This is a genomic window from Streptomyces albofaciens JCM 4342 (genome assembly GCF_008634025.1).
In the GTDB taxonomy this organism is placed as follows: Bacteria; Actinomycetota; Actinomycetes; order Streptomycetales; family Streptomycetaceae; genus Streptomyces; species Streptomyces albofaciens.
Genome location: NZ_PDCM01000001.1, coordinates 2,788,715 through 2,810,991, shown reverse-complemented (window position 1 = coordinate 2,810,991; position 22,277 = coordinate 2,788,715). Strand labels below are relative to the sequence as shown.

Annotated in this window: 20 protein-coding genes; 8 read left to right on the top strand and 12 right to left on the bottom strand. The window is 71.7% G+C overall.

Annotated elements, in window-relative coordinates; translation table 11 throughout:
• Window positions 1–54: 54 nt before the first annotated feature.
• The 4 genes from CP973_RS12620 to CP973_RS12605 all read right to left on the bottom strand — a co-directional run bounded on the left by CP973_RS12620 (window position 55) and on the right by CP973_RS12605 (window position 2,665).
• Window positions 55–300, bottom strand: a complete 246-nt coding sequence (locus CP973_RS12620; protein WP_150240245.1) for a chaplin — start codon at window positions 298–300, stop codon at window positions 55–57.
• A 106-nt stretch (window positions 301–406) separates the two neighbouring features.
• Entirely contained in the window at window positions 407–646 is a 240-nt protein-coding gene (locus CP973_RS12615; RefSeq protein ID WP_150240243.1) for a chaplin, read from the bottom strand.
• Between the two features lie 173 nt (window positions 647–819).
• On the bottom strand, window positions 820–1,470 hold the full coding sequence (locus CP973_RS12610; protein ID WP_150243492.1) for a response regulator: 651 nt from the start codon (window positions 1,468–1,470) through the stop codon (window positions 820–822).
• Window positions 1,471–1,489: 19 nt separating this feature from the next.
• On the bottom strand, window positions 1,490–2,665 hold the full coding sequence (locus CP973_RS12605; RefSeq protein ID WP_150240241.1) for a GAF domain-containing sensor histidine kinase: 1,176 nt from the start codon (window positions 2,663–2,665) through the stop codon (window positions 1,490–1,492).
• Window positions 2,666–2,847: 182 nt separating this feature from the next.
• Between CP973_RS12605 and CP973_RS12600 the strand changes: the two genes are divergently transcribed.
• The 4 genes from CP973_RS12600 (at window position 2,848) to CP973_RS12585 (ending at window position 6,554) form a co-directional block, all read left to right on the top strand.
• A complete protein-coding gene (locus CP973_RS12600) occupies window positions 2,848–3,627 on the top strand; it encodes an SDR family NAD(P)-dependent oxidoreductase (RefSeq protein WP_150240239.1) in 780 nt (259 codons plus the stop codon).
• A complete protein-coding gene (locus tag CP973_RS12595; protein ID WP_150240237.1) occupies window positions 3,624–4,739 on the top strand; it encodes an S-adenosylmethionine:tRNA ribosyltransferase-isomerase in 1,116 nt (371 codons plus the stop codon). Before CP973_RS12600 ends, CP973_RS12595 begins: the two co-directional genes overlap by 4 nt.
• Window positions 4,740–4,755: 16 nt before the next feature.
• Window positions 4,756–5,457 (top strand): nitroreductase family protein, encoded by a 702-nt coding sequence (locus tag CP973_RS12590; RefSeq protein ID WP_208853172.1) that lies wholly within the window; start codon window positions 4,756–4,758, stop codon window positions 5,455–5,457.
• Window positions 5,458–5,819: 362 nt separating this feature from the next.
• Window positions 5,820–6,554, top strand: a complete 735-nt coding sequence (locus tag CP973_RS12585; RefSeq protein ID WP_150240235.1) for a transglycosylase SLT domain-containing protein — start codon at window positions 5,820–5,822, stop codon at window positions 6,552–6,554.
• Between the two features lie 73 nt (window positions 6,555–6,627).
• On the opposite strand, the gene CP973_RS12580 is transcribed toward CP973_RS12585, so the two are convergent.
• A complete protein-coding gene (locus tag CP973_RS12580; RefSeq protein ID WP_150240233.1) occupies window positions 6,628–9,225 on the bottom strand; it encodes an ABC transporter ATP-binding protein/permease in 2,598 nt (865 codons plus the stop codon).
• A 229-nt stretch (window positions 9,226–9,454) separates the two neighbouring features.
• On the opposite strand from CP973_RS12580, the gene CP973_RS12575 reads away from it, so the two are divergent.
• Window positions 9,455–11,536, top strand: a complete 2,082-nt coding sequence (locus CP973_RS12575) for a streptophobe family protein (protein ID WP_150240231.1) — start codon at window positions 9,455–9,457, stop codon at window positions 11,534–11,536.
• A 103-nt stretch (window positions 11,537–11,639) separates the two neighbouring features.
• Window positions 11,640–12,887 (top strand): phosphoserine phosphatase SerB, encoded by a 1,248-nt coding sequence (serB, locus tag CP973_RS12570; protein WP_150240229.1) that lies wholly within the window; start codon window positions 11,640–11,642, stop codon window positions 12,885–12,887.
• A gap of 200 nt (window positions 12,888–13,087) precedes the next feature.
• On the opposite strand, the gene CP973_RS12565 is transcribed toward serB, so the two are convergent.
• The 4 genes from CP973_RS12565 to CP973_RS12555 all read right to left on the bottom strand — a co-directional run bounded on the left by CP973_RS12565 (window position 13,088) and on the right by CP973_RS12555 (window position 15,604).
• Window positions 13,088–13,606, bottom strand: a complete 519-nt coding sequence (locus CP973_RS12565; protein WP_150240227.1) for a SixA phosphatase family protein — start codon at window positions 13,604–13,606, stop codon at window positions 13,088–13,090.
• Window positions 13,607–13,705: 99 nt separating this feature from the next.
• On the bottom strand, window positions 13,706–13,915 hold the full coding sequence (locus CP973_RS12560) for a hypothetical protein (RefSeq protein WP_150240225.1): 210 nt from the start codon (window positions 13,913–13,915) through the stop codon (window positions 13,706–13,708).
• 200 nt (window positions 13,916–14,115) lie between these two features.
• Window positions 14,116–14,232 (bottom strand): SGM_5486 family transporter-associated protein, encoded by a 117-nt coding sequence (locus tag CP973_RS41390; RefSeq protein WP_254379843.1) that lies wholly within the window; start codon window positions 14,230–14,232, stop codon window positions 14,116–14,118.
• A 4-nt stretch (window positions 14,233–14,236) separates the two neighbouring features.
• Window positions 14,237–15,604: a CynX/NimT family MFS transporter gene (locus CP973_RS12555; protein WP_150240223.1), complete on the bottom strand. Its 1,368-nt coding sequence runs from the start codon at window positions 15,602–15,604 to the stop codon at window positions 14,237–14,239.
• A 193-nt stretch (window positions 15,605–15,797) separates the two neighbouring features.
• On the opposite strand from CP973_RS12555, the gene CP973_RS12550 reads away from it, so the two are divergent.
• Window positions 15,798–16,481, top strand: coding sequence for a FadR/GntR family transcriptional regulator (locus CP973_RS12550; RefSeq protein ID WP_150240221.1), 684 nt, complete (start codon window positions 15,798–15,800; stop codon window positions 16,479–16,481).
• A gap of 127 nt (window positions 16,482–16,608) precedes the next feature.
• Here CP973_RS12550 and fabI read toward each other — a convergent pair whose 3' ends face one another.
• Both fabI and fabG read right to left on the bottom strand, forming a co-directional pair.
• The gene (fabI, locus tag CP973_RS12545) at window positions 16,609–17,379 is read right to left on the bottom strand and encodes an enoyl-ACP reductase FabI (protein ID WP_150240219.1); all 771 of its coding nucleotides are present in this window, start codon (window positions 17,377–17,379) and stop codon (window positions 16,609–16,611) included.
• Window positions 17,380–17,384: 5 nt separating this feature from the next.
• Entirely contained in the window at window positions 17,385–18,089 is a 705-nt protein-coding gene (gene fabG / locus CP973_RS12540) for a 3-oxoacyl-[acyl-carrier-protein] reductase (protein WP_003985790.1), read from the bottom strand.
• Window positions 18,090–18,305: 216 nt separating this feature from the next.
• Between fabG and CP973_RS12535 the strand changes: the two genes are divergently transcribed.
• Entirely contained in the window at window positions 18,306–19,832 is a 1,527-nt protein-coding gene (locus tag CP973_RS12535) for a TldD/PmbA family protein (protein WP_150240217.1), read from the top strand.
• Window positions 19,833–21,668: 1,836 nt separating this feature from the next.
• Here CP973_RS12535 and CP973_RS12530 read toward each other — a convergent pair.
• Window positions 21,669–21,941 (bottom strand): hypothetical protein, encoded by a 273-nt coding sequence (locus CP973_RS12530; protein WP_150240215.1) that lies wholly within the window; start codon window positions 21,939–21,941, stop codon window positions 21,669–21,671.
• Window positions 21,942–22,277 lie beyond the last annotated feature (336 nt).

The window sequence follows — 22,277 nt, the reverse complement described above, 5'->3', positions numbered from 1 at the left end:
TCGGGCGGGGCCTTCGGCAGGATGCGGTGCGGCCGCGGTCCGGAGCGTCGTGGCTCAGCGGTTCGCGGCGGCGTTGTGGTGGGCCGGGTTCAGCACGCCCACGACGTTGATGGTGTTGCCGGAGACGTTCACGGGCACGTCCACGGGGATCTGGACGAGGTTGCCCGACAGCACGCCCGGGGACTTGGTGACCGCGCCGTTGGCGTGCGCGTGACCGGTCGCGGCGGCGGAGCCGGCGGCGGCACCGGCGGCCAGGCCGGCGGTGGCGAGGACGAGAGCGGCCTTCTTGGCGGTGTTCATGGTGGTGTTCCTCACGTGTCGGCGCGGGGCCGGGATGGTGGTGGAGTGCTCGCTGCGGCCGGGCCGCCGGGCGGTGGGTGCCGGGCGGCCGGCCGTGCTGCGGCCGTCAGGAGTTGTGGCTACGGTTCCCGAAGGCCGGGTTCAGGGCGCCGATGACGGTGACGGTGTTGCCGGTGACGTTCACCGGGACGTGCACCGGGACCTGGAGCAGGTTGCCGGAAAGGACACCGGGGGAGTTGACGGCGTGGCCCTGGGCGATGCCTTGCGCGCAGGCGGCACCGGCACCGGCGAAGGCGAGCCCACCCGTGGCGATCGTGACGGCCACGGCCTTCTTGATGTTCTTCACTTCTTCTGACCTCTCCTGACGACGGCCGCGGTCGGGTCCCGCGGCACGCCATGGAGAACGTCCCCGCACAGGACGGGTTGCGCCACACGGGTGACGTCCACCCGACGGTATGAATCTCGGATGGGATGCGCGCGGACCGGCCCGCGCCCTGATAGTCGGACCGGAGGCCGGCTTCAGGCGCCGATGCCGTGCCGGACCGCCCAGAGGGCCGCCTGTGTCCGGTCCGCCAGGTCCAGCTTCATCAGGATGTTCGACACATGGGTCTTGACGGTCTTCTCGGACAGCACCAGCGTCCGGGCGATCTCGCGGTTGGAGCGGCCGTCCGCGATCAGGGCCAGCACCTCGCGCTCCCGGTCGGTCAGCGACGTACCGCGGCCCTGGCCGTTGCCGCCCTCGTCCTGGGCGAGCAGCGCGCCGGCCACCTCGGGCTGGAGCAGGACGTGCCCGGCGTGCACGGAACGGATGGCGCCGGCCAGCGCCTCCGGGTCCACGTCCTTGTAGACGTAGCCCGCCGCGCCCGCGCGGAGCGCCGGGACGACGGTGCGCTGTTCGGTGAAGCTGGTGACGACCAGCACGCGCGCCGGATTGTCCAGTTCGCGCAGCTTGCGCAGCGCCTCGATGCCGTCCGTGCCCGGCATCTTGACGTCCATCAGGATGACGTGCGGGCGCAGTCGCTCGGCGGCGGCGATGCCCTCGTCGCCGTCGGACGCCTCCCCCACCACCTCGATGTCGTCCTGGACCTCCAGGAACGTGCGCAGCCCGCGCCGTACGACCTGGTGGTCGTCGACCAGCAGCACCCGGATCGCCCGTCCGCCGTCCGCCATCGCGCCGCCCCTGTCCTTGTCACCCACCGGGTACCTCCATCTCCACAGCGGTGCCCTTGCCGGGCTCCGATTGCACGGTGAGCCGGCCGCCGACGCCGCTCGCCCGGTCGCGCATCGACACCAGGCCCAGGTGCCGCCCGGCGCGGCGCACCGCGCGGGTGTCGAAGCCGCGGCCGTCGTCGGCGACGCGCAGCAGGGCGCCCTGGCCGTGCCGTACGAGGGTCACCTCGACCCGGTCGGCGCGGGCGTGCCGCAGGGCGTTGTGCAGGGCTTCCTGGGCGACGCGCAGCAGCGCCTCTTCCTGGGCGGCCGGCAGGGCCCGTACGCCGCGGGAGTCGAAGGTGACGCGGGCGTGGTGGGCGCGGTCCAGGACCTGGGTCTGGGAGCGCAGGGTGGCGACGAGGCCGTCCTCGTCCAGGGCGGCGGGCCGCAACTCGACGACTGCGGCGCGCAGTTCGTCGGCGGCCTCCGCGGCGAGCGCGGCGACCTGCTGCAACTCGCCCTTGGCACGCGCCGGGTCGCGGTCCACGAGGGCGGTGGCGGCCTGCGCGGTCAGCCGCAGCGAGAAGAGCTTCTGGGCGACGGCGTCGTGCAGTTCGTGGGCGAGGCGGGCGCGCTCCCCCGCGATGGTCAGTTCGCGGCTGCGCTCGTACAGCCGGGCGTTGGTCAGGGCGATGGCGGCGTGCTGGGCGAGTATGCCGAGCAGCCGCTCGTCCTCGGCGGTGAAGCCGCAGCCGCCCGCGGGCTTGGGGCACCGCTTGTTGGCGAGGAAGAGCGCGCCGAGGATCTCGTCGCCGTCGGCGACCGGCAGGCCGATGAAGTCGGACATGTCGGGGTGGGCCGCGGGCCAGCCGCCGAAGCGCGGGTCGGCGCGGACGTCGGCGAGCCGCTCGGGGGTGGCGTTGTGCAGCATCGCGGCGAGGATGCCGTGCTGGCGCGGCAGCGGGCCGATGGCCTTCCACTGCTCCTCGCTGACGCCGTCGACCACGAACTGCGCGAAGCCGCCGTGGTCGTCGGGCACGCCGAGCGCGGCGTATTCGGCGTCGAGCAGTTCGCGGGCGGAGGCGACGATCGTCTTGAGGACGTCGCGCACCTCCAGGTGCCGGCTCATGGCGAGGATCGCGCTGCTCACGGCGGGGATCCCGGCGCCCGGCCCGTCTCCCGGCCCGTGTCCGTCTCCCGGTCCGTTGGTCATGGCATCACCGTACCGGCGGGCACCGACAGCCGTATCCGACCACCGTCGGCCTCCGCTTACGCCGTCGGGACTAGGCCGAAGTGCCCTGGTCCGGCCCGTCCGCTGCCCGAGGTGGCCCGGGACGTCCCGTTCCTAGCGTGACGGTACGGACGCGAATCGAGACGGAGAGGCGGGCCGGGATCATGCCGGTGGCAGTCATTACGGGGGCATCGAAGGGGCTGGGGCGCGCGCTGGGCGCGGCGCTGGCCCGGCGCGGCTGGGACCTGGTGGTGGACGCCAGGTCGGCCGGGCCGCTGGAGGAGGCGGCGCGGGAGCTGCGCCGGGGCGGGGCGCGGGTGGTGGCGCTGCCCGGGGACGTGGCGGACGCCGCGCACCGGGCGGAGATGGTGGCGGCGGCGCGGGGGCTGGGCGGGCTGGACCTGCTGGTGAACAACGCGAGCGTGCTGGGCGCGGAGCCGCTGGTGCGGCTGGAGGAGCATGCGCTCGACGGGCTGCGGGCGGCGCTGGAAGTGAACACGGTGGCGCCGCTGGGACTCGTACAGGAGGCGCTGCCGCTGTTGCGGGCGTCGTCGCTCTTCGGGACGTCCGTCTCTTCTCCTTATATAGGTGACGACGACCCCCACATAGGGACAGAAGCGCCCAGGAGTGCGGGCGGGGCCGTGCTGAACATCAGCTCCGACGCGGCGGCCGAGGCGTACGAGACCTGGGGCGGTTACGGGGCGGCGAAGGCGGCGCTCGACCAGCTCTCGGCGGTGCTGGCGGTCGAGGAGCCGGGGCTGCGGGTGTGGTGGGTGGATCCGGGCGACATGCGGACGGACCTGTACGCGGCGGCCGTGCCCGGCGACGACGGCTCCGGCCGCCCGCTGCCCGAGACGGTCGTCCCGGCGCTGCTGCGGCTGCTGGACGCGGGCGCGGCCAGCGGCCGGTACGCGGCGCCCGGCCTGCTGGACGGTGCCCGGTGACCGCCGAGGTGCTGCGGGTGCCGCCGGAGCTGTCGGCGCGGGAGCCGGCCGAGCAGCGGGCGCCCGGCCGGGGCCGGGACGCGGTGCGCCTGCTGGTCAGCCGGGGTACGGCGGAGCCCGCGCACCACGCGTTCCGGGAGCTGCCGCGGCTGCTGTCGGCCGGGGACGTCCTGGTGGTGAACACCTCGCGGACCCTGCCGGCGGCGCTGGACGGCCGGCTCGGGGACGGGCGGGGCCGCGGTGAGCCGGTGGTGGTGCACTTCTCGACGCGCGCCGACCGGCAGCATCCACGGCCGGAGGCGGCGGCCGGGGACTGGGCGGTGGAGCTGCGGACGCCGGACGGCCGCGGCAGCACCCGGCAGCGGGCGGGCGGCCCGGCCGGCACGGTGGTGCGGCTGCCGGACGGGGCGCGGCTGGAGCTGCGCGCGCCGGTGGACCGCGGGGGCGTACGGCTGTGGTGGGCGCGGACGTCCGGGGCGCCGGTCGCGGATCTGCTGCGCCGGTACGGGCGGCCGATCCGTTACGGCTATACGGACCGGGACCAGCCGCTGGACGCGTACCAGACGGTCTTCGCGGTGGACTCGCCGGACGGCGGCGGCAGCGCGGAGATGCCGAGCGCGGCCCGGCCGTTCACCGCGTCCCTGGTGGCGCGGCTGGTCAGCAGGGGTGTGCAGATCGCGCCGGTGACGCTGCACACGGGGGTGGCGTCGGCGGAGGCGTACGAGCCGCCGTACCCGGAGCGCTTCGCGGTGCCGCCGTCGACGGCGTGGCAGATCAACGCGGCACGGGCGGGCGGCGGCCGGGTGGTGGCGGTGGGGACGACGGCCGTACGGGCGCTGGAGACCGCCGCCGACGCGGCCGGGCGGATCCGCCCGGCGTCCGGGTGGACGGAGCTGGTCGTCACCCCGGAGCGCGGGGTGCGGGCGGTGGACGGGCTGCTGACCGGGCTGCACGAGCCGCAGGCGTCGCACCTGCTGATGCTGGAGGCGGTCGGGCGGGCGGCGGCCGGCGCGGATTTCGGGGACTCGCTGTGCCGGGCGTACGCGGAGGCCGTCCACCGCCGCTACCTGTGGCACGAGTTCGGGGATCTCCACCTCATCCTGCCGTCCTGAACCCCACACTCGGAGCATGTCGACACCAACGAGGAACTGGGCACCGACCCACGGCGATCCCTACCGGTCGGTGCCGTACCACCCCGAGCGGATGCCGGCCGGCGAATCCCTGGCCCGCGCCGCCGAGCTGCGGGAGCGGATGGACCGGCGGCGCACCGTCCGGCAGTTCTCCCCCGACCCGGTGCCGGAACAGGCGGTGAAGGACGCCATCGCCTGCGCGGCCACCGCGCCCTCCGGCGCGCACCAGCAGCCCTGGACATTCGTCCTGGTCAAGGACCCGGAAGTGCGGCGGCGCATCCGGGAGGCGGCGGAGGCGGAGGAACGTCTCTCCTACGCCGGGCGGCTCGGCGAGGAGTGGCTGGCCGCGCTGCGCCCGCTGGGTACGGACGAGGTCAAGCCGCACCTGACCGAAGCGCCCCACCTGATCGTGGTCTTCCAGCAGCGGTACTGGCTGGGCGCGGACGGCACGAAGCACAAGCACTACTACGTGGACGAGTCGGTGGGCATCGCGGTCGGCATGCTGCTGTCCGCGCTGCACCTGTCGGGCCTGGCGGCCCTGGTGCACACACCGAGTCCGATGCGCTTCCTCCAGGAGGTGCTGGGGCGGCCCGCGAACGAGAAGGCGTTCGCGGTGATTCCGGTGGGATATCCGGCCGAGGACTGCCGGGTACCGGATCTGGTCCGTAAGTCCCTGGACCAGGTGCTGGTGGAGATCTAATTCACTGACACGCTGTGCGAATGCAATCACACCGGGCAACTAAACCCCTTGCCCGGTGTGACGCCGCGCATAGGACCTACGTCACTTACGAATGGCATTAGTGGCTTTGCGGGACACGTACGACTTTTGGACGATGCGGGGTGTACCTGGGGTGGACCCGGACCTGACGCCGGGATGAGCCGACCGTGACGCGAGATCCGCAGCACGGGTTCCACTAAGCGGGATCGTAATTCGGCTCTTTGCTCGGCGAATTTCCGGCCGCTAACAATGACTGCCGTCGCTCGGCGCCGTGGACAGAACTCGGCGTTCACCGCCTTTCCCGGCCACAGCGGCGCACCCCATTGGAAGAGGTCTGATCCCGCATGCCCAAGCACGCCATTCCCGGCTACGCCCGCCTGAACCGGACGCACAAGCTCTCGGCCGCCGGCGTCGCCGCGGCCGGTGCCGCCGCGCTGGTCTTCGCCCTCGTCCCGGGTTCGGCGGACGCCGGACAGAACGACAAGACCGCGGGCCGGAACATCAAGCCGGTGGCCTTCAGCGCGGTCGACCACGCCGCCAAGACCCAGCTGGAGACCCTCGGCAAGCAGGCGGACGCCTCCGCCCAGCAGGCCGAGAAGGACGCCGCCGAGGCCAGGAAGAAGGCCGAGGACGAGGCCAAGGCCAAGGAGGAGGCCGACGCCAAGGCCAAGGCCGAGCAGGAGCGCAAGGACCAGGAGGCCGCGAGCCGGTCCGCCGACCGCGCCGCCGCCCCGGCCCCGGAGCCGGCCAAGACGTACAGCAACGACCTGGACGGCTGGATCCGCGAGTCGCTGGACATCATGCAGAAGCACGGCATCCCCGGCTCGTACGACGGTCTCTACCGCAACATCATGCGCGAGTCGACCGGCAACCCGCAGGCCGTCAACGGCTACGACTCCAACGCGCAGCAGGGCACCCCGTCCAAGGGCCTGCTCCAGGTGATCGACCCGACCTTCCAGGCGTACCACGTCGAGGGCACCTCCTGGGACATCTTCGACCCGGTCGCCAACATCGTCGCCGCCTGCAACTACGCGGCCGCGACCTACGGCTCGATGGACAACGTGAACTCCGCGTACTGAGCCGGACCAGCACGCGCCGAGGGGCGGCACCCACTGTGGGTGCCGCCCCTCGGCGCGTTTCCGGTGTACCGCGCTACTTGCGCATGACCTCTGGCTCGTGGCGGCGCAGCAGCCGGGCCACCGCGAAGGCCAGCGCGACGCCGAGCGCGAGGAGGATGATCAGGTCCATCGCGTAGACGCTCGCCTCGTGCTTCCACAGCGGGTCGGGGTTGCCCGCCTCCCACGGCAGCAGCGTGTTCATGTCGGCGGTCGCGCCCATCGCGGCCACCGCCCAGCGCGACGGCATCAGCCAGGCCACCTGGGCGACGCCGACCGTATCGAAGAGCTGGAAGAGCACGCCGGTGAAGACAACCTGGACGATGGCGAACATGACCAGCAGCGGCATGGTCTTCTCGGCGGTCTTGACCAGCGACGAGATGATCAGGCCGAACATCATCGAGGTGAAGCCCAGGGCGATGACCGCCAGCGCCATCTCGACGGCGGGCAGGTCCTTGAACAGCACGCCCTCGGTGGGCATCTTGCGCGGGGTGAAGCCGATCGCCGCGATGATCACGCCCTGGATGGCGGTGACCACCCCGAGGACGATCACCTTGGACATCAGGTACGCGGACCGGGACAGGCCGGTGGCCCGTTCCCGCTCGTAGATCACCCGTTCCTTGATCAGCTCACGGACCGAGTTGGCGGCGCCCGAGAAGCACATGCCGACCGCGAGGATCAGCATGATCGTGCTGGCGTCGCGGTTGGGGCCCTTGGGGCCGTAGCCCAGACCGTGCTGGCTGGGGATGAGGATGGAGACCACGCCGAGCACCGCGGGCAGGATCAGCATCAGACCGAGGAAGCCGCGGTCGGAGGCGAGCACGGAGACATAGCGCCGCATCAGGGTCCACAGCTGCGAGCCCCAGCTCTGCGACTTCTGCATCCGGGCCGGGGGCGCCTGGACCGACACCGACTGCGGGGCGACCGCGTCGATGTCCGCGGCGTACATCTGGTAGTGCGGGGAGCCGCGCCAGCGGCCCATCCAGTCGTAGTCGCGGTAGTTCTCGAAGGCGGAGAAGACATCCGCCCAGGAGTCGTACTGGAAGAAGTTCAGCGCCTCCTCGGGCGGGCCGAAGTAGGCGACGCCGCCGCCCGGCGCCATCACCAGCAGCTTGTCGCACAGGGCCAGCTCGGCGACGGAGTGGGTGACCACCAGGACCGTACGGCCGTCGTCGGCCAGGCCGCGCAGCAGCTGCATGACGTCGCGGTCCATGCCCGGGTCCAGGCCGGAGGTCGGCTCGTCCAGGAATATCAGGGACGGCTTGGTCAGCAGCTCCAGGGCGACCGAGACGCGCTTGCGCTGGCCGCCGGACAGGGAGGTGACCTTCTTGTCCTTGTGGACGTCGAGCTTGAGCTCGCGCAGCACCTCGTCGATCCGCGCCGTGCGCTCGGCCTCGGCGGTGTCGCCGGGGAAGCGCAGCTTGGCCGCGTACTTCAGGGCCTTCTGGACGGTCAGCTCCTTGTGCAGGATGTCGTCCTGCGGGACCAGACCGATGCGCTGGCGCAGCTCGGCGAACTGCTTGTACAGGTTGCGGTTGTCGTAGAGCACGTCGCCCTGGTCGGCGGGCCGGTAGCCGGTCAGCGCCTTGAGCAGGGTGGACTTGCCGGACCCGGACGGGCCGATGACCGCGACCAGGGACTTCTCCGGGACGCCGAAGGAGACGTCCTTGAGGATCTGCTTGCCGCCGTCGACGGTGACGGTCAGGTGGCGGGCCGAGAAGGAGACCTCGCCGGTGTCGACGAACTCCTCCAGCCGGTCGCCGACCAGCCGGAAGGTGGAGTGGCCGACGCCGATGATGTCGTTCGGGCCGACCGGGGCCTTGCCCGACTTGGGGACGGGCTGGCCGTTGATGTACGTGCCGTTGTGGCTGCCGAGGTCGTGGATCTCGAAGCGGCCGTCCGGCGTGGCCCGGAACTCGGCGTGGTGCCGGGAGACCTGGAGGTCGGAGACGACCAGTTCGTTCTCCAGCGCGCGGCCGATGCGCATGACACGGCCGAGGTCGAGGCGGTGGAACGTGGTCGGGCTGCGGTCGCCGTAGACCGGCGGGGCGGTGGCGCCGGACCGGTCGGCAGGGGGCTGCGCCACGGGGGGCTGCTGCGCCATCGGAGGCCGGCTCTGCGGCGGCGGCTGCTGGGCGTACGGGGCCTGCGGCTGCTGGTTCCAGCCCTGCTGCTGCGGGATCTGGTGGGCCGGGGCCTGGTGGTGGACGGGTGCATGGTGGACCGGCGGCTGCTGCTGGACCTGCGGCGGCGCGGCCCAGCCGGGCCCGGCCTGGACCTGCGGCTGCGCCATCGCGGTCTGCGCACTGTGCACACCGGCGGCCGGCGCGGCGCTGCCCGACAGGGTCAGCCGCGGGCCGTCGGTGGCGTTGCCGAGGTGCACCGCGGAGCCGGGGCCTATCTCCAGCTGGTGGATCCGCCGGCCCTGGACGTACGTGCCGTTGGTGCTGCCCTGGTCTTCGATGACCCAACTGTGCCCGCCCCAGCGCACGATGGCGTGCCGCCAGGAGACCCTGGCGTCGTCCAGCACCATGTCGCCCTGTGGATCACGGCCCAGGCTGTAGGACCGGGACGGGTCGAGCGTCCAGGTCCGTCCGTTCAATTCGAGTACGAGTTCAGGCACTCCATGCCCCATTACATAGTCCCCCGAGTGACGCCCTGTATGGGAAGTCTAGGGATGGCGAACATCGTGAGGAACTATTTCAGGCACGGTGCCCGGAGCCAAAAAACGGGCCCGGCAAGGTCGTCGGCCGGCCGCGTTGACGGCGGCGAAACGCCCACGGAGAGTGGTAAGCACCCACGGATGCGTACGGATCATGGCATCGTGCGCGTTCGGGACGGCTCGGCTCGGATCGGGGGCTCGGATGACCACCGGCAAGACCGCACGGATCCGCTGGGGCGACGCCGTCCTGTCCGCCGTCGCCGCCGTCAGCTGGGCGTTCCTGGCGATGGCCGGGGTGGCGGCGCTGGGGCTGCACCTGCTGGGCGCCGACTCCGCCGCGTCGCTGGGGCCGCTGACCGCCGCGGCGGTGGTGCTGGCCGTGGGCGGCTCCGTGACGCCGTCGGGCGATGTGAGCGCCTTCGGGCTGGAGGGACAGGCGGCCGAAACCGCCGTTGACATCGCACCTTTGGGTGTGGGTCTGGTGGGCGCCCTGGTGCTGGGGTGGGTGTTCGCGCGGTCGCTGCGCCGGATCGGGGCGACCGTCGGCTGGGGTGAACTGGCCGCCCGCGCCGGGGTGTTGGCGGGCCTGTTCGTCGCGCTGCTGGCCTTCCTGGCGTGGGCCGGACACGACTCCGTAACGATCGACGGCAAGACGCTGGCCGGGCTGGGCGGACTCGTCGGCGGCGGGGGCGGTGGCTCCGGAGGCGGCGGGGGCGACGGGCTGCTCGACCGGCTGCGGGACGGCCTGGGCGGGCTCGGCATCGGGGACGGCGACGGCGGCGGGCTGCCGGAACGGATCGCCGACCTCATCGGCGCCGAGGCGTCGGTCGGGTTCGCGGTGGATACGGGCGCCTCCCTCCTCGGCGGCGCGGTGTGGGTACTGGGGGTGCTGGTGATCACGGTGCTGGCGGCCCGGCGGGCGCCGCTGCCCCGGGCGCTCACGGCGGCCCACCGCTTCGTGCGGCCCGCGGCGTCGGCGCTGGTCACGGTGGCGCTCGTGGCGGTGGCGGCGGGCCTGGCGGCGGCCGGGTACGCGGCGATCGGCGACGACCACCCGCGGCGGGTGCTGGGCGCGGCGCTGCTCGCCGCCCCGAACGGGGTGTGGCTCGGCATCCCGCTCGGCCTCTTCGTCCCCTGGCACGGCAGCGCCTCCGGCGTGCTCACCCGGTTCCTCCCCGACCCCGTGGACCGGCTGCTCGGCGGGCGGAACGAGGCGCAGCTGACCATCGGACGGCTCGCCGAGCTGGACGGGCGGGTGTGGCTGCTGCCGGTGGCCGCCGTCCTGATGATGGTGCTCGCGGGCGTGCTCACGGCGGTCCGCACGCCGCGGGACGGTGCCCGGACGCTGCCGTTCGCGCTGCGCTGCGCGGCCGGGCTGGGCGCGCTGGCGGCGCTCGCGCTGCCGCTGCTGGTGCACCTGACCGGCGTCTCGGCGAACGCGAGCCTGTCCGTCTTCGGCTTCGACGCCTTCGGCGCGGGCCTGGAGCTGCGCGGGAGCGTGCCGGCGGCGTTCGCGCTGGGGGCGGTGTGGGGCGCGGGGGCGGGCCTGGCGGGCGGCCTGCTGGCGTGCGCCACGGGGGCGGCCGGGCGGCGGGCCGTACGGCTTCCGGAGCGCGCGGGGCCGGAGCCGGAGGACGTACGGGGGTACGGGCAGGGCTCCGCGGCCCATACGCAGGGGTATGGCCAGGGGCCCGATGTGCGCGCGCAGAGGTACGGGCAGGGGGCCGATGCCCACGCGCAGACGTACGGCAACGGCTCCGATGCCCACACGCAGAGGTACGGGCAGGACCACGCGGCTTCCGCGCAGGGGTACGGAGGTCCGGGTTACCCCGACGCCGCCTACGGGCCCGGCCCGTACAGCCCCTCCCCCGTATATCGGCCTCCGAATGCCGATACGAATCCGTACATGCGCCGCCCGGAGGGGCACAAGCCTCCGCCGCCGCCTCCCGGACAACCGCCCCGCCCCCAGAACTGGCCGACGCCGCCGGCAGGCCCCCCGCCGGAGACCCAGACCTGGCCGCCGCCCCCCGAACAGCCCCCGCACACCCGCGACTGGGGCCCGCCGCCCGCCGGGCACGCGGCGCCGACGGCGCGCCGCCCCGGGAGCAGGCCGCCGGAGGCTCCCCCGCCGCCGGAGTCCCGCCCCACGGTGGGCGGCGGCCACCAGCCGCCCCCTCCCCCTCGTCCCCCGGTGCCGCCCAAGCCGCACGGCACGCCCCGGAAGCGCCGCGAGGACCCGCCCGACGGCCCGCCGCCGCCCGGACGGCCCGGAGAGGGCCGCTGACAGCCCGCGCGCGAACGCCGGGAGAACGCCGCTGAACAGCGGAGCGTCCGGACCACGGACACCTGTACGGGAGCCGGCGCGGTCCGGTTACCGTAAGAGCACCATGAGCGCATCGCAGATCCCGCCTGCCACCGCCGTACCGGGCGATGACGTACCGACCCTCCTCGTCAAGATCTTCGGGAAGGACCGGCCGGGCATCACCGCCGGACTCTTCGACACCCTCGCCGCCTACTCCGTCGACGTCGTCGACATCGAACAGGTGGTGACCCGGGGGCGCATCGTGCTGTGCGTCCTGATCACCTCACCCGTGCCGACCGACGGCTCGTCCGGCGTCTCCGAGGGCGACCTGCGCGCCACCGTGCACAGCTGGGCCGAGTCGCTGAACCTCCAGGCCGAGATCATCTCCGGCACCGGTGACAACCGGCCGCGCGGCACCGGCCGCTCGCACGTCACCGTGCTCGGCCACCCGCTGACCGCCGAGTGCACCGCCGCCATCGCCGCCGCGATCACCGGCACCGGCGCCAACATCGACCGCATCTTCCGACTGGCCAAGTACCCCGTCACCGCCGTGGAGTTCGCGGTCTCCGGCACCGCGACGGAGACCCTGCGCACCACCCTCGCCATAGAGGCCGCCGCACTCGAAGTGGACATCGCGGTGGTCTCCTCCGGCCTCCAGCGCCGCGCCCAGCGCCTGGTCGTCATGGACGTCGACTCCACCCTCATCCAGGACGAGGTCATCGAGCTGTTCGCGCGGCACGCGGGCTGCGAGGAGGAGGTCGCCGCGGTCACCACGGCGGCGATGCGCGGCGAGCTGGACTTCGAGGAGTCGCTGCACGCCCGCGTCGCGCTCCTGAAGGGGCTCGACGCGTCCGTGGTGGACCTGGTGCGCAAGGAGGTACGGCTGACCCCCGGCGCCCGGACGCTGGTCCGCACCCTCAAGCACCTCGGCTACCAAGTCGGCGTCGTGTCGGGCGGGTTCACCCAGGTCACCGACGCTCTCCAGGAGGAGCTGGGCCTGGACTTCGCGTCCGCCAACACCCTGGAGATCGTCGACGGCAAGCTCACCGGCAAGGTGACCGGCGAGATCGTCGACCGCGCGGGCAAGGCGCGGCTGCTGCGCCGCTTCGCCCACGAGGCGGGCGTGCCGCTCGCGCAGACCGTGGCGATCGGCGACGGCGCCAACGACCTGGACATGCTCAACGCCGCGGGCCTGGGCGTGGCGTTCAACGCCAAGCCGCTGGTCCGCCAGGCCGCGCACACGGCGGTGAACGTGCCGTTCCTGGACACCGTGCTGTACCTGCTCGGCATCACCCGTGAAGAGGTCGAGGCGGCGGACACCCACGACGACTGAGCCGCGGGCTCGGGAACCGTACGGAACGGCCGCGGGCTCCGGAACCGCATGGAACGGCCGCGGCTTCCGGACCGTACGGAACGGCCGCGGTTTCCGGACCATACGGAACGGCCGCGGCTTCCGGACCGTACGGAACGGCGGAGGGCTCCGACGCGCGCGGCGTCGGAGCCCTCGTCCGTACGGCGGTACCGGTCTTCCCGTCAGGCGTGCGGCGCCCAGAACGCGGCCAGGCGGCCGACGCCGTGCTCGACCGACTTCCAGGAGCCGGTGAAGGTCAGCACGGCGATCGAGGAGGTGGGGAAGCCGCTGCGGTTCATCCGGGACAGCAGGTCGCCCTCCGCCTCGCCCGCCAGCGCGTCGGCGAGCCCGTGCATGCCCGGGTTGTGGCCGACCAGCATCAGGTCCTCGACATCGTCGGAGGTCTCGTTCAGCAGCGCGATCAGTTCGCCGAGGGAGGCTTCGTACAGCCGCTCCTCGTAGACGGTCCGGGGCCGCTGCGGCAGCTCGCCCACGACGAGCTTCCAGGTCTCGCGGGTACGCAGGGCGGTCGAGCACAGGGTCAGGTCGGGGGTGATCCCGGCTCCGGCCAGCCAGTGACCGGCGGCCGGGGCGTCCTTGCGGCCGCGCTCCGCGAGGGGACGCTCATGGTCGCTCTCCTGCGACCAGTCGGCCTTGGCATGGCGAAGAAGGACAATCCGGCGAGGTGTTTCGGCGCTCATGTGTCCCAGCTTCGCATGAAACCCGGCGCGGGGCGCGAGGTGTTGGGGCGCTCCCCCCGCAGGGTGAACGCGCCGTGCGCGGCCCCCGGCCACCGGCCCTCAGACGCCGATGCCGACGACCCGGGCGAGGAACTCCAGCAGCGGTGCCAGGCCCTGGGACGCGCTCACCGCGTGCGCCGGGGACGGCGCGGTCATGACGACGAGCAGCGTGACGAAGGAGACGACGGCCAGCGCCACGGCCCACCACGGCAGGCCCGTGCGGGCACCCGGGCTGCGGGGGACGGACGGCCGGCTGGACACGGCGGACATCGGTGGCCTCCGGGGGCGTTGGCGGGGACGACGCGGCCGCGTGGTGCGGCCGCGCCCACCGCAGCGGCACGGTGTGCTGCGAATCTACGGTCCGGCGGCGGCCGTTCCCATCCGGTACGCCACCCACTTGCCCCTGAGCCCGGCCCCCTAGGGGACGGTGGGGTTACCCCCACCACCTCCCGGCCGAGCCGCCCCGTGCCTCAGGGTGAGGCGATGCTCGCGATGACGCCGATGACGACGGTCACCGCCAGCATCGCCCCCAGCACGATGAGCAGCTTCTTCTGTCCGCCCTGCGGATTCGGTTCGAGCACTGGCATGGCTTCAGTGTCGCACCCGGGCCTCGTCCTCCATCCGGCGGTCCCGGCCCGCCAGCATCCCGACCGCCATCTGGGGCACCATCAGCCCGGCCATCAGCCCGAGCGGCAGCCCCCAGCCGCCGCTGTGCTGGTAGAGCGTGGCCACCAGGAACGGCCCCGGCAGGGAGATCAGGTAGCCGACGCTCTGGGCGAAGGCGGACAGCCGTACGACGCCCTCGGCGGACCGCGCACGCATCCCGATCATCGTCAGGGCCAGCGGGAAGGCACAGTTCGAGAGGCCCATGAGCAGCGTCCAGGCCCAGGCCCCGCCGGCCGGGGCCAGCCACAGGCCGGCGTAGGCGGCCAGCCCGCACAGGCCCAGGCCGACGGCGAGCGGACCCTGGTTGCGCATCCGGGCGGCCACCCGGGGGAGCACGAAGGACAGCGGTACGCCGATCGCCATGGTGACCGCGAGCAGCACGCCCGCGGTACCCGCCGGGACCCCGGCGTCGCGGAAGATCTGCGGCATCCAGCCCATGGTGACGTAGGCGGCGGTGGCCTGGAGGCCGAAGTAGACGGCCAGCGCCCAGGCGGTCGGTGACGTGCCGACCCGCAGGGCGGGCGGCGCGGCGGGCTTCGCGGCGGCCGTCCCGCGCTCGGCCCTGCGGCCGCGTACGACGGTCAGCCAGGGCAGGACGGCGAGCGCGGCGATCAGCGCCCACACCGCGAGACCGGCCTGCCAGCTGCCGCTGAGCACGCTCGTGACCGGGACGGTCAGCGCCGCGGCGACGGCGCTGCCCAGCGCCAGCGCCATGGAGTACAGGCCGGTCAGCGGGCCGACGCGGTCCGGGTACCAGGTCTTGATGACGACCGGGAGCAGCACGTTGCTGACCGCGATGCCCGCGAGGGCCAGTGCGGTGGCGGCGAGGAAGCCGGCGGTGCTGCCCGTGTAGGGCCGTACGACGATGCCCGCGGCGATGGCGGCCATGCCCGCGCAGACGACCGCGCCGGGGCCGAAGCGCCGGGCCAGCCGCGGGGCCGCGACGCCGAAGACCGCGAAGCACAGGGCCGGTACGGAGGTGAGCAGGCCGGCGACGGTCGCGCTCATGCCCAGGCCGGACCGAACCTCCTCCATGAGCGGGCCGAGGCTGGTGATGGCCGGGCGGAGGTTGAGGGCGGCCAGGAACAGGCCGAGGATCATGACGATCGGCACGGCGCGGCCGGGAACCGGGGGGTGGTGGTGCGGTCCCGGTGCGGCTTCCGGCCGGACCGGGGCGCGCGTGAGCCGGTCCGGTGCGCGCGTGAGCCGGTCCGGTGCGCTCGTGTGCCGGTCCGGTGGCGGGCCGGAGGACCCGGCACCGGGGCCGAGCGTCGCGAGGGAGTCGTCTGCCATGCGGCTCATCATAGAATCATGGGATGAATGGTTGTCCAGGGATTTCGGGGCGCGCACCGGGGACGCCCGGAGGCGCCCGGCGTGCGTCCTGCCCGGCCACGCGGGCCGTCGGCCCGGTGTCGGCGACCGGCTCGCTATCCTCTCGCGGTGCCTACCGTCGGGCCCCCGGCCCTTGTCCCACTGGAGCGCTGACATGCCACTGACCTCGCCCCGGCGCTCCGCGCTGGCGGACCAGGTGATCACGCAGCTGCGGGCGCAGATCACTTCCGGCGAATGGCCGGTGGGCTCCCGCATCCCGACCGAACCGGAGCTGGTCGAACAGCTCGGCGTGGCCCGCAACACCGTCCGCGAGGCCGTACGGGCACTGGCGCACAACGGTCTGCTGGACATCCGCCAGGGCTCCGGTACGTACGTGGCGGCGACCAGCGAGCTGGCCGGGGTGATGAACCGACGCTTCGCGGACGCCGACCCGGAGCACGTGGCGGAGCTGCGCAGCGCGCTGGAGGCCGCGGCGGCCAAGCTGGCCGCGCGCCGCCGTACCGACCACGACCTGCGGCAGCTCGACACCGCGCTGGAGCGGCGCGAGCGGGCCTGGGAGTCCGGCGCGGCGACCGCGTTCGTGGAGGCCGACGCGACCCTGCACATGGCGGTCGTCGCGGCCGCCCACAACGAGGTGCTGGCCGAGCTGTACGCCGACCTCGGCGGCGTACTGCGGGAGTTCCTGCGCGCCGACGTGGGCGACGTACTGCGGCCCGAGGCGCATGTGGACCACGCGCGGCTGGTGGCGGCGATCCGCGCGGGCGACGACGAACGCGCCGCGGCGGAGGCGAGCACCCACCCGTTCGGGTGCCGGCTCGGCGCTCGGCGCACCGGCTGATCCCACGGCGGGCGAGGCCCGTACGACGCGACGCTGCCCGCCCCGGCGGACCGGGGCGGGCAGCGTCGCGTCATTGCAGTCGCCGACGGGCGTCAGGCACCCCTGATGCCGCCGTACGTCACGGGCGTCAGGCGCCCATCATGTGCACGCCGCCGTCGACGTGCACGATCTCGCCGGTGGTGTTCGGGAAGAAGTCCGACAGCAGGGCGACGACACCGCGGCCGGCCGGCTCCGGGTCGGTCAGGTCCCAGCCGATCGGAGCGCGGTGGTTCCACACGTCCGCCAGCTCCTCGAAGCCCGGGATGGACTTGGCGGCCATCGACTTGATCGGGCCGGCCGAGACCAGGTTGCTGCGGATGCCCCGCGGGCCCAGGTCGCGGGCCAGGTAACGGCTGGTGCCCTCCAGGGCCGCCTTGGCCACGCCCATCCAGTCGTACTTCGGCCAGGCGGTCTGGGCGTCGAAGGTGAGGCCGACGACCGAGGAGCCGCGGCCCATCAGGGGCAGGCAGGCCATGGTCAGCGACTTCAGCGAGTACGCCGAGACGTGCACCGCGGTGGACACGTCCTCCCAGCTCGCCTCCAGGAAGTTGAAGGCGCCCTGCGGGCCGAAGGCGATGGAGTGCACGATGCCGTCGATCCGGGCGTCGTCGCCCTGGTGCGCACGGATCTTGTCCGCCAGCCCGTCCAGGTGCTCCTGGTTGGTCACGTCCAGCTCGATGACCGGCGCTTCCTTGGGCAGCCGCTTGGCGATCCGCTCCACCAGCGACAGCCGGCCGAAGCCGGTCAGGATGACCTCGGCGCCCTCGTTCTGGGCCACCTTGGCGGTCTGGAAGGCGATCGAGGCTTCGGTCAGTACGCCCGTGACGAGGATGCGCTTGCCTGCGAGGATTCCACTCATGCTGATCAGTGACCCATGCCCAATCCGCCGTCGACGGGAATGACGGCTCCGGTGATGTACGCGGCCTCGTCGGAGGCCAGGAAGCGGACCGAGGCGGCGATCTCCTCGGGCTGCGCGTAGCGCGCGAGCGGCACCTGCTTCACGATGCCCTCCCGCTGCTCGTCGGTGAGCGCACGGGTCATGTCGGTGTCGACGAAACCGGGCGCGACGACGTTGACGGTGATGTTACGGCTGCCCAGCTCACGGGCGAGCGACCGGGCGAAGCCCACCAGGCCCGCCTTGGAGGCGGCGTAGTTCGCCTGGCCCGCGGAGCCCAGCAGGCCCACGACGGAGGAGATCAGCACGACACGGCCCTTGCGCGCCCGCAGCATCCCGCGGTTGGCGCGCTTGACCACCCGGAACGTACCGGTGAGGTTGGTGTCGAGGACCGACGCGAAGTCCTCCTCGGACATCCGCATCAGCAGCTGGTCGCGGGTGACGCCGGCGTTGGCCACCAGCACCTCTACCGCGCCCTGCTTCTCCTCGATCTCCTTGTAGGCCTGCTCGACCTGCTCGGCGTCCGTGATGTCGCACTTCACGGCCAAAAATCCCTCGGGCGGCTCCCCCGAGCGGTAGGTGATGGCGACCTTGTCGCCTGCCTCGGCGAAGGCCCGGGCGATGGCGAGGCCAATGCCGCGGTTGCCTCCGGTGACCAGAACCGAGCGGCTCAAGAGATCACCCTTTCCGTGTCCTGTCCGACCTGCGTTCGCTACGAAACTATCGGTCACCGGCCTCGTACGGAGAATCGAGCCCGGACAGGCGCGCACGCCGGTCACTGTCGGGTCCCTACAGAAGATGCCGCCGTCCGGGTCCCCCTCGGGGTGGGCCGGACGCCCCGGGCAGGGCATGATTCATGGCGCCGACCACGGGAGGACGCCTTGCCTGTCATGCCTCGTTCGATCGACGAGACCTTCCTCGCCCTGCCCCTGCGCGCACTGGCCGACGCCGCGTTGGCGCGGGCCCGCGCGCTGGGCGCCGAGCACGCGGACTTCCGCCTGGAGCGGCTGCGCAGCGCGTCCTGGCGGCTGCGGGACGCCCGCCCTTCGGAGGCTTCCGACACCACGGACCTGGGCTACGCCGTGCGCGTGGTGCACAACGGCGCCTGGGGCTTCGCCGCCGGCGTCGACCTGACGATGGACGCCGCGGCGAGGGTGGCCGGCCAGGCGGTGGCCATGGCCAAGCTCTCCGCCAAGGTGACCGAGGCAGCCGGCTCCACGGAGCGTGTCGAGCTGGCGGACGAACCCGCCTACCCCGACCGCACCTGGATCTCCTCCTACGAGATCAACCCGTTCGACGTACCGGACGCGGACAAAACCGGCCTGCTGGCCGAGTGGAGCGCCCGCCTGCTGGCCGCGAAGGGCGTCGCGCACGCGGACGCCACCCTGATGACCGTCCAGGAGAACAAGTTCTACGCCGACACGGCGGGCACCAGCACCACCCAGCAACGCGTACGCCTCCACCCGGAGCTGACCGCGGTCGCCGTGGACCCGACGAGCGGCGAGTTCGACTCCATGCGCACCCTGGCCCCGCCGGCGGGCCGAGGGTGGGAGTACCTCACCGGCGGCCACTGGGACTGGGACGCGGAACTGGCCGAGATCCCGGCCCACCTGGCCGAGAAACTCCGCGCCCCCGGCGTCACCCCCGGCCGCTACGACCTGGTCGTGGACCCCTCCAACCTCTGGCTGACCATCCACGAGTCGATCGGCCACGCCACCGAACTGGACCGCGCCCTCGGCTACGAAGCCGCGTACGCGGGCACCTCCTTCGCCACCTTCGACCAGCTCGGCGAACTCGCCTACGGCTCCGAAATCATGAACGTCACCGGCGACCGCACCGCCGAACACGGCCTGGCGACGATCGGCTGGGACGACGAGGGCGTGGCCGCCCAGTCCTGGGACCTCATCAAGAACGGCACCCTCGTCGGCTACCAACTCGACCGCCGCATGGCCAAACTCACCGGCTCCCCCCGCTCCAACGGCTGCGCCTACGCCGACTCCCCCGCCCACGTCCCCGTCCAGCGCATGGCGAACGTGTCGTTGCAGCCCGCCCCGCAGGGCCCCGGCACGGAGGAGCTGATCTCCGGGGTGGAGCGGGGGATTTATGTGGTGGGGGACCGGTCTTGGTCGATTGATATGCAGCGGTACAACTTCCAGTTCACACAGCAGAGGGCATATCTCATCCGGGACGGCCGGCTTTGCGGGCAGCTCCGGGATGTTGCCTATCAGGGAAGTACCACGCAGTTCTGGGGCTCCATGGCAGCTATCGGAGGCCCGCAGACGTACGTCCTCGGAGGGGCCTTCAACTGCGGAAAGGCGCAGCCAGGGCAGATTGCGGCGGTGTCGCACGGGTGCCCGTCGGCGCTGTTTAGGAACGTGAACATCCTGAACACCTCCAGCGAGTCCGGCCGCTCGTAGCAAGATCGCTTAGGAGGGCCGAAGTCAGCACCAGGTCGACACGACGCCACGGGAAACCACCTTCGGAGAACCGCCTGCGACCGCCTACGCGACGTCGTCCCAGTCGTCGCCCATGTCGCCCTCCTCCGGTGTCAGCCGGGGCGGGGCGATGAGCCCCTTGAAGGGGGCCAGGTTCAGTCCCAAGCGGTTGTGCATGGTCCGGGCACCTCGTTCCATCGCCCTGCGGACGAGGTGCCCGTACACCAGCTCCGTCGTCCTGGTGGTCCGATGCCCCACCCAAGCCGCGACCTCGAAGAGCGGGATGTCCGCGTGGATGGCCTCCGAGACGAAGAAGCGCCGGAAGCTCTTGGGCGTGTACCGGGGAGTCCCCGCGGCCCTGGCCGCTGCCTTGAACTGGTCCAGGAACCAGTCGTACGAGGGATGGCGGCTCGCTCCGCTCCCCGTGCGCGGCCCGGTTCCCGACCGGACCTGCGCTCGTGTCTCCGCCCCATCCCAGCCCGGCCGGCGCCCGCCCGCATGTTTGACGAGAACCGGCCGGGGTGTGGTGTGCCTAGGGGAGTTACTGTTTTGCCCCGCCATCTCAGGCAAAGCAAGCAGACGTGGCGCCTAATCTACGAAAAGTCCCCCTATCAAGCCTCCTAGACGGAAACGATAATATTGCTCGCGGTAGCGAGATTACTTCGCCAACACGGCTCGACTATCCCACCAGTTTAATATACACCCACGCGCTATATACCCGAACATATGCAGATGCATAGGCAATGGTTCGGCACCCTTGACGGAGGCAGCCCCCCTTTCGACCAACGCGGAGGGAACTTCCGCAGCAACGATTGGGGCTTCCTTTGGCGCATTGCACATCAGTTTCGGAAACGGCCTGGCTTCATGTAGCCTCTTCGACCTATACGAGTAAACCTGTCCCACTCTTTTTCGGATCTCACCCCATGGCAACCTCACCGAATCGAGAGGTCTGAGTTTTGGCGGATCGGGGCAGAAGGAGTCTACGAAGTTCAAAAATCGACTCGTTGCTTTAACGATGGGAACCAATTCGGCGGCAACCACCCGCAACAGGTCAGCTCCGCCCGCCATCTCAACATTGTGAGCAAGTGCTGACATTTCCTTCGTCAGCATGTCGGACGGATCCATTCCCCGCGGGATGGCGTGTCGCGATGCTGGCGCCTCCAGTGCTGATACCAGGAGCAGCCAGCACAGCTCGGGGTCGGTCTCGGACACCCACAACGCGTCTCTTACCTGCCGCGCGGATCTTATAAGCACGACAGCGTCATCACGCCCCAACTTTTCATATTTTTGCATCCATTTCGCAACATTAGTGATGTCTGCACCGCGAGCGCTCGGGTAAAGCCTCTTGCCAGGAAAACGCGGGGACGACCAGTCAGGAGGCCTGTGAGCGAAATAGTTCGGCACGCCCAACGGGTCGCCATCGGGTTCAAAGACTCTGACTATCCCGCCCGACCGCATCCGAGCCCCGGTTATTAGCGATAGCAGGCAGGCCACCTCATCATCAATCTCTAGGTTGGCAACTCCGTCTATGTCGATCGGAAAAAGTGTCCCACTGTCACCCCGCGGCAAGTGAGAGTCGATACGCAAAGATAGGCAGGGCATCAGGCTACCGCTAAGGTGATTGGCATGCAGCCCATTGATGACCGAATGTAGAAACATAGGGCCGAAAGTTGAGGTACTTGACTCCCCTAAGATGGCATCAGAGTAAATAAGGTACTCCAACGAACCACGCCAAGGAGAACCGTTGATCTGAGCCTTCCACGCCAGCCAGCTAAGCGGGGCATTGGGGCCTTCATCCCGCCTTCTATAATTACTCAATCAAGTCACTCCACGTCGCAAAGTAATTACCTTCGGTGTCGAGGATCCGGGCGCGATTGCTCTCGTCGCCTCGCCCTGCCCCGCCGCGACGCAACCTGCAAGCGCCTTGAGACTCATCACGTCGATTTTCGCTTCCGCCAAAGCCTCCATCGGGGCCGCGCCGACTTCCCGAGCCTGGCGCCAACCGGTCACGTAGTCCACACCCCGGACCCACACCGTCTCGTCAGGGTCGAACCCGTGGGCCGCCAACCCCTCGCCGCCGAAGGCGTCCATCGACTCAAGTCCCTTCCCTGCTCACCGGATCACTGATCAAGCAGGGCAACCGCACATGCACACCACGGCAACCCCACCCGGGCCACCCCGGAAGCTGTCCAGGCGAGGGGTGGTCCGGTCTTGCATCTTGGGTTGTCGATCACGGTCCGGCCCTGAAGGGGAGCCGACAGAGCCGGACCGCCGCCCCCAGTGACGCGACCGTTCGCGTTCACGACCCTGCGGAGCGGACAGAGTCGGAAGTCGTACGGCCTGTGATCACCAAGGGAGTTCGGGGGGAGGCGCTGGCCGGGCTCGGCCAGCAGCCCCGACCAGGGTTACGCCAGAGGCCAGCCCCGC

What these genes read in the sequence shown, in the direction of transcription:
- CP973_RS12620 (WP_150240245.1), bottom strand. Translation starts at nt 300, where the DNA reads ATGAACACCGCCAAGAAGGCCGCTCTCGTCCTCGCCACCGCCGGCCTG.
- CP973_RS12610 (WP_150243492.1), bottom strand. Translation starts at nt 1,470, where the DNA reads ATGGCGGACGGCGGACGGGCGATCCGGGTGCTGCTGGTCGACGACCAC.
- CP973_RS12605 (WP_150240241.1), bottom strand. Translation starts at nt 2,665, where the DNA reads ATGACCAACGGACCGGGAGACGGACACGGGCCGGGAGACGGGCCGGGC.
- CP973_RS12600 (WP_150240239.1), top strand. Translation starts at nt 2,848, where the DNA reads ATGCCGGTGGCAGTCATTACGGGGGCATCGAAGGGGCTGGGGCGCGCG.
- CP973_RS12590 (WP_208853172.1), top strand. Translation starts at nt 4,756, where the DNA reads ATGTCGACACCAACGAGGAACTGGGCACCGACCCACGGCGATCCCTAC.
- CP973_RS12585 (WP_150240235.1), top strand. Translation starts at nt 5,820, where the DNA reads ATGCCCAAGCACGCCATTCCCGGCTACGCCCGCCTGAACCGGACGCAC.
- CP973_RS12580 (WP_150240233.1), bottom strand. Translation starts at nt 9,225, where the DNA reads ATGGGGCATGGAGTGCCTGAACTCGTACTCGAATTGAACGGACGGACC.
- CP973_RS12575 (WP_150240231.1), top strand. Translation starts at nt 9,455, where the DNA reads ATGACCACCGGCAAGACCGCACGGATCCGCTGGGGCGACGCCGTCCTG.
- serB (WP_150240229.1), top strand. Translation starts at nt 11,640, where the DNA reads ATGAGCGCATCGCAGATCCCGCCTGCCACCGCCGTACCGGGCGATGAC.
- CP973_RS12565 (WP_150240227.1), bottom strand. Translation starts at nt 13,606, where the DNA reads ATGAGCGCCGAAACACCTCGCCGGATTGTCCTTCTTCGCCATGCCAAG.
- CP973_RS12560 (WP_150240225.1), bottom strand. Translation starts at nt 13,915, where the DNA reads ATGTCCGCCGTGTCCAGCCGGCCGTCCGTCCCCCGCAGCCCGGGTGCC.
- CP973_RS41390 (WP_254379843.1), bottom strand. Translation starts at nt 14,232, where the DNA reads ATGCCAGTGCTCGAACCGAATCCGCAGGGCGGACAGAAGAAGCTGCTC.
- CP973_RS12555 (WP_150240223.1), bottom strand. Translation starts at nt 15,604, where the DNA reads ATGGCAGACGACTCCCTCGCGACGCTCGGCCCCGGTGCCGGGTCCTCC.
- CP973_RS12550 (WP_150240221.1), top strand. Translation starts at nt 15,798, where the DNA reads ATGCCACTGACCTCGCCCCGGCGCTCCGCGCTGGCGGACCAGGTGATC.
- fabI (WP_150240219.1), bottom strand. Translation starts at nt 17,379, where the DNA reads ATGAGTGGAATCCTCGCAGGCAAGCGCATCCTCGTCACGGGCGTACTG.
- CP973_RS12535 (WP_150240217.1), top strand. Translation starts at nt 18,306, where the DNA reads ATGCCTCGTTCGATCGACGAGACCTTCCTCGCCCTGCCCCTGCGCGCA.
- CP973_RS12530 (WP_150240215.1), bottom strand. Translation starts at nt 21,941, where the DNA reads ATGGACGCCTTCGGCGGCGAGGGGTTGGCGGCCCACGGGTTCGACCCT.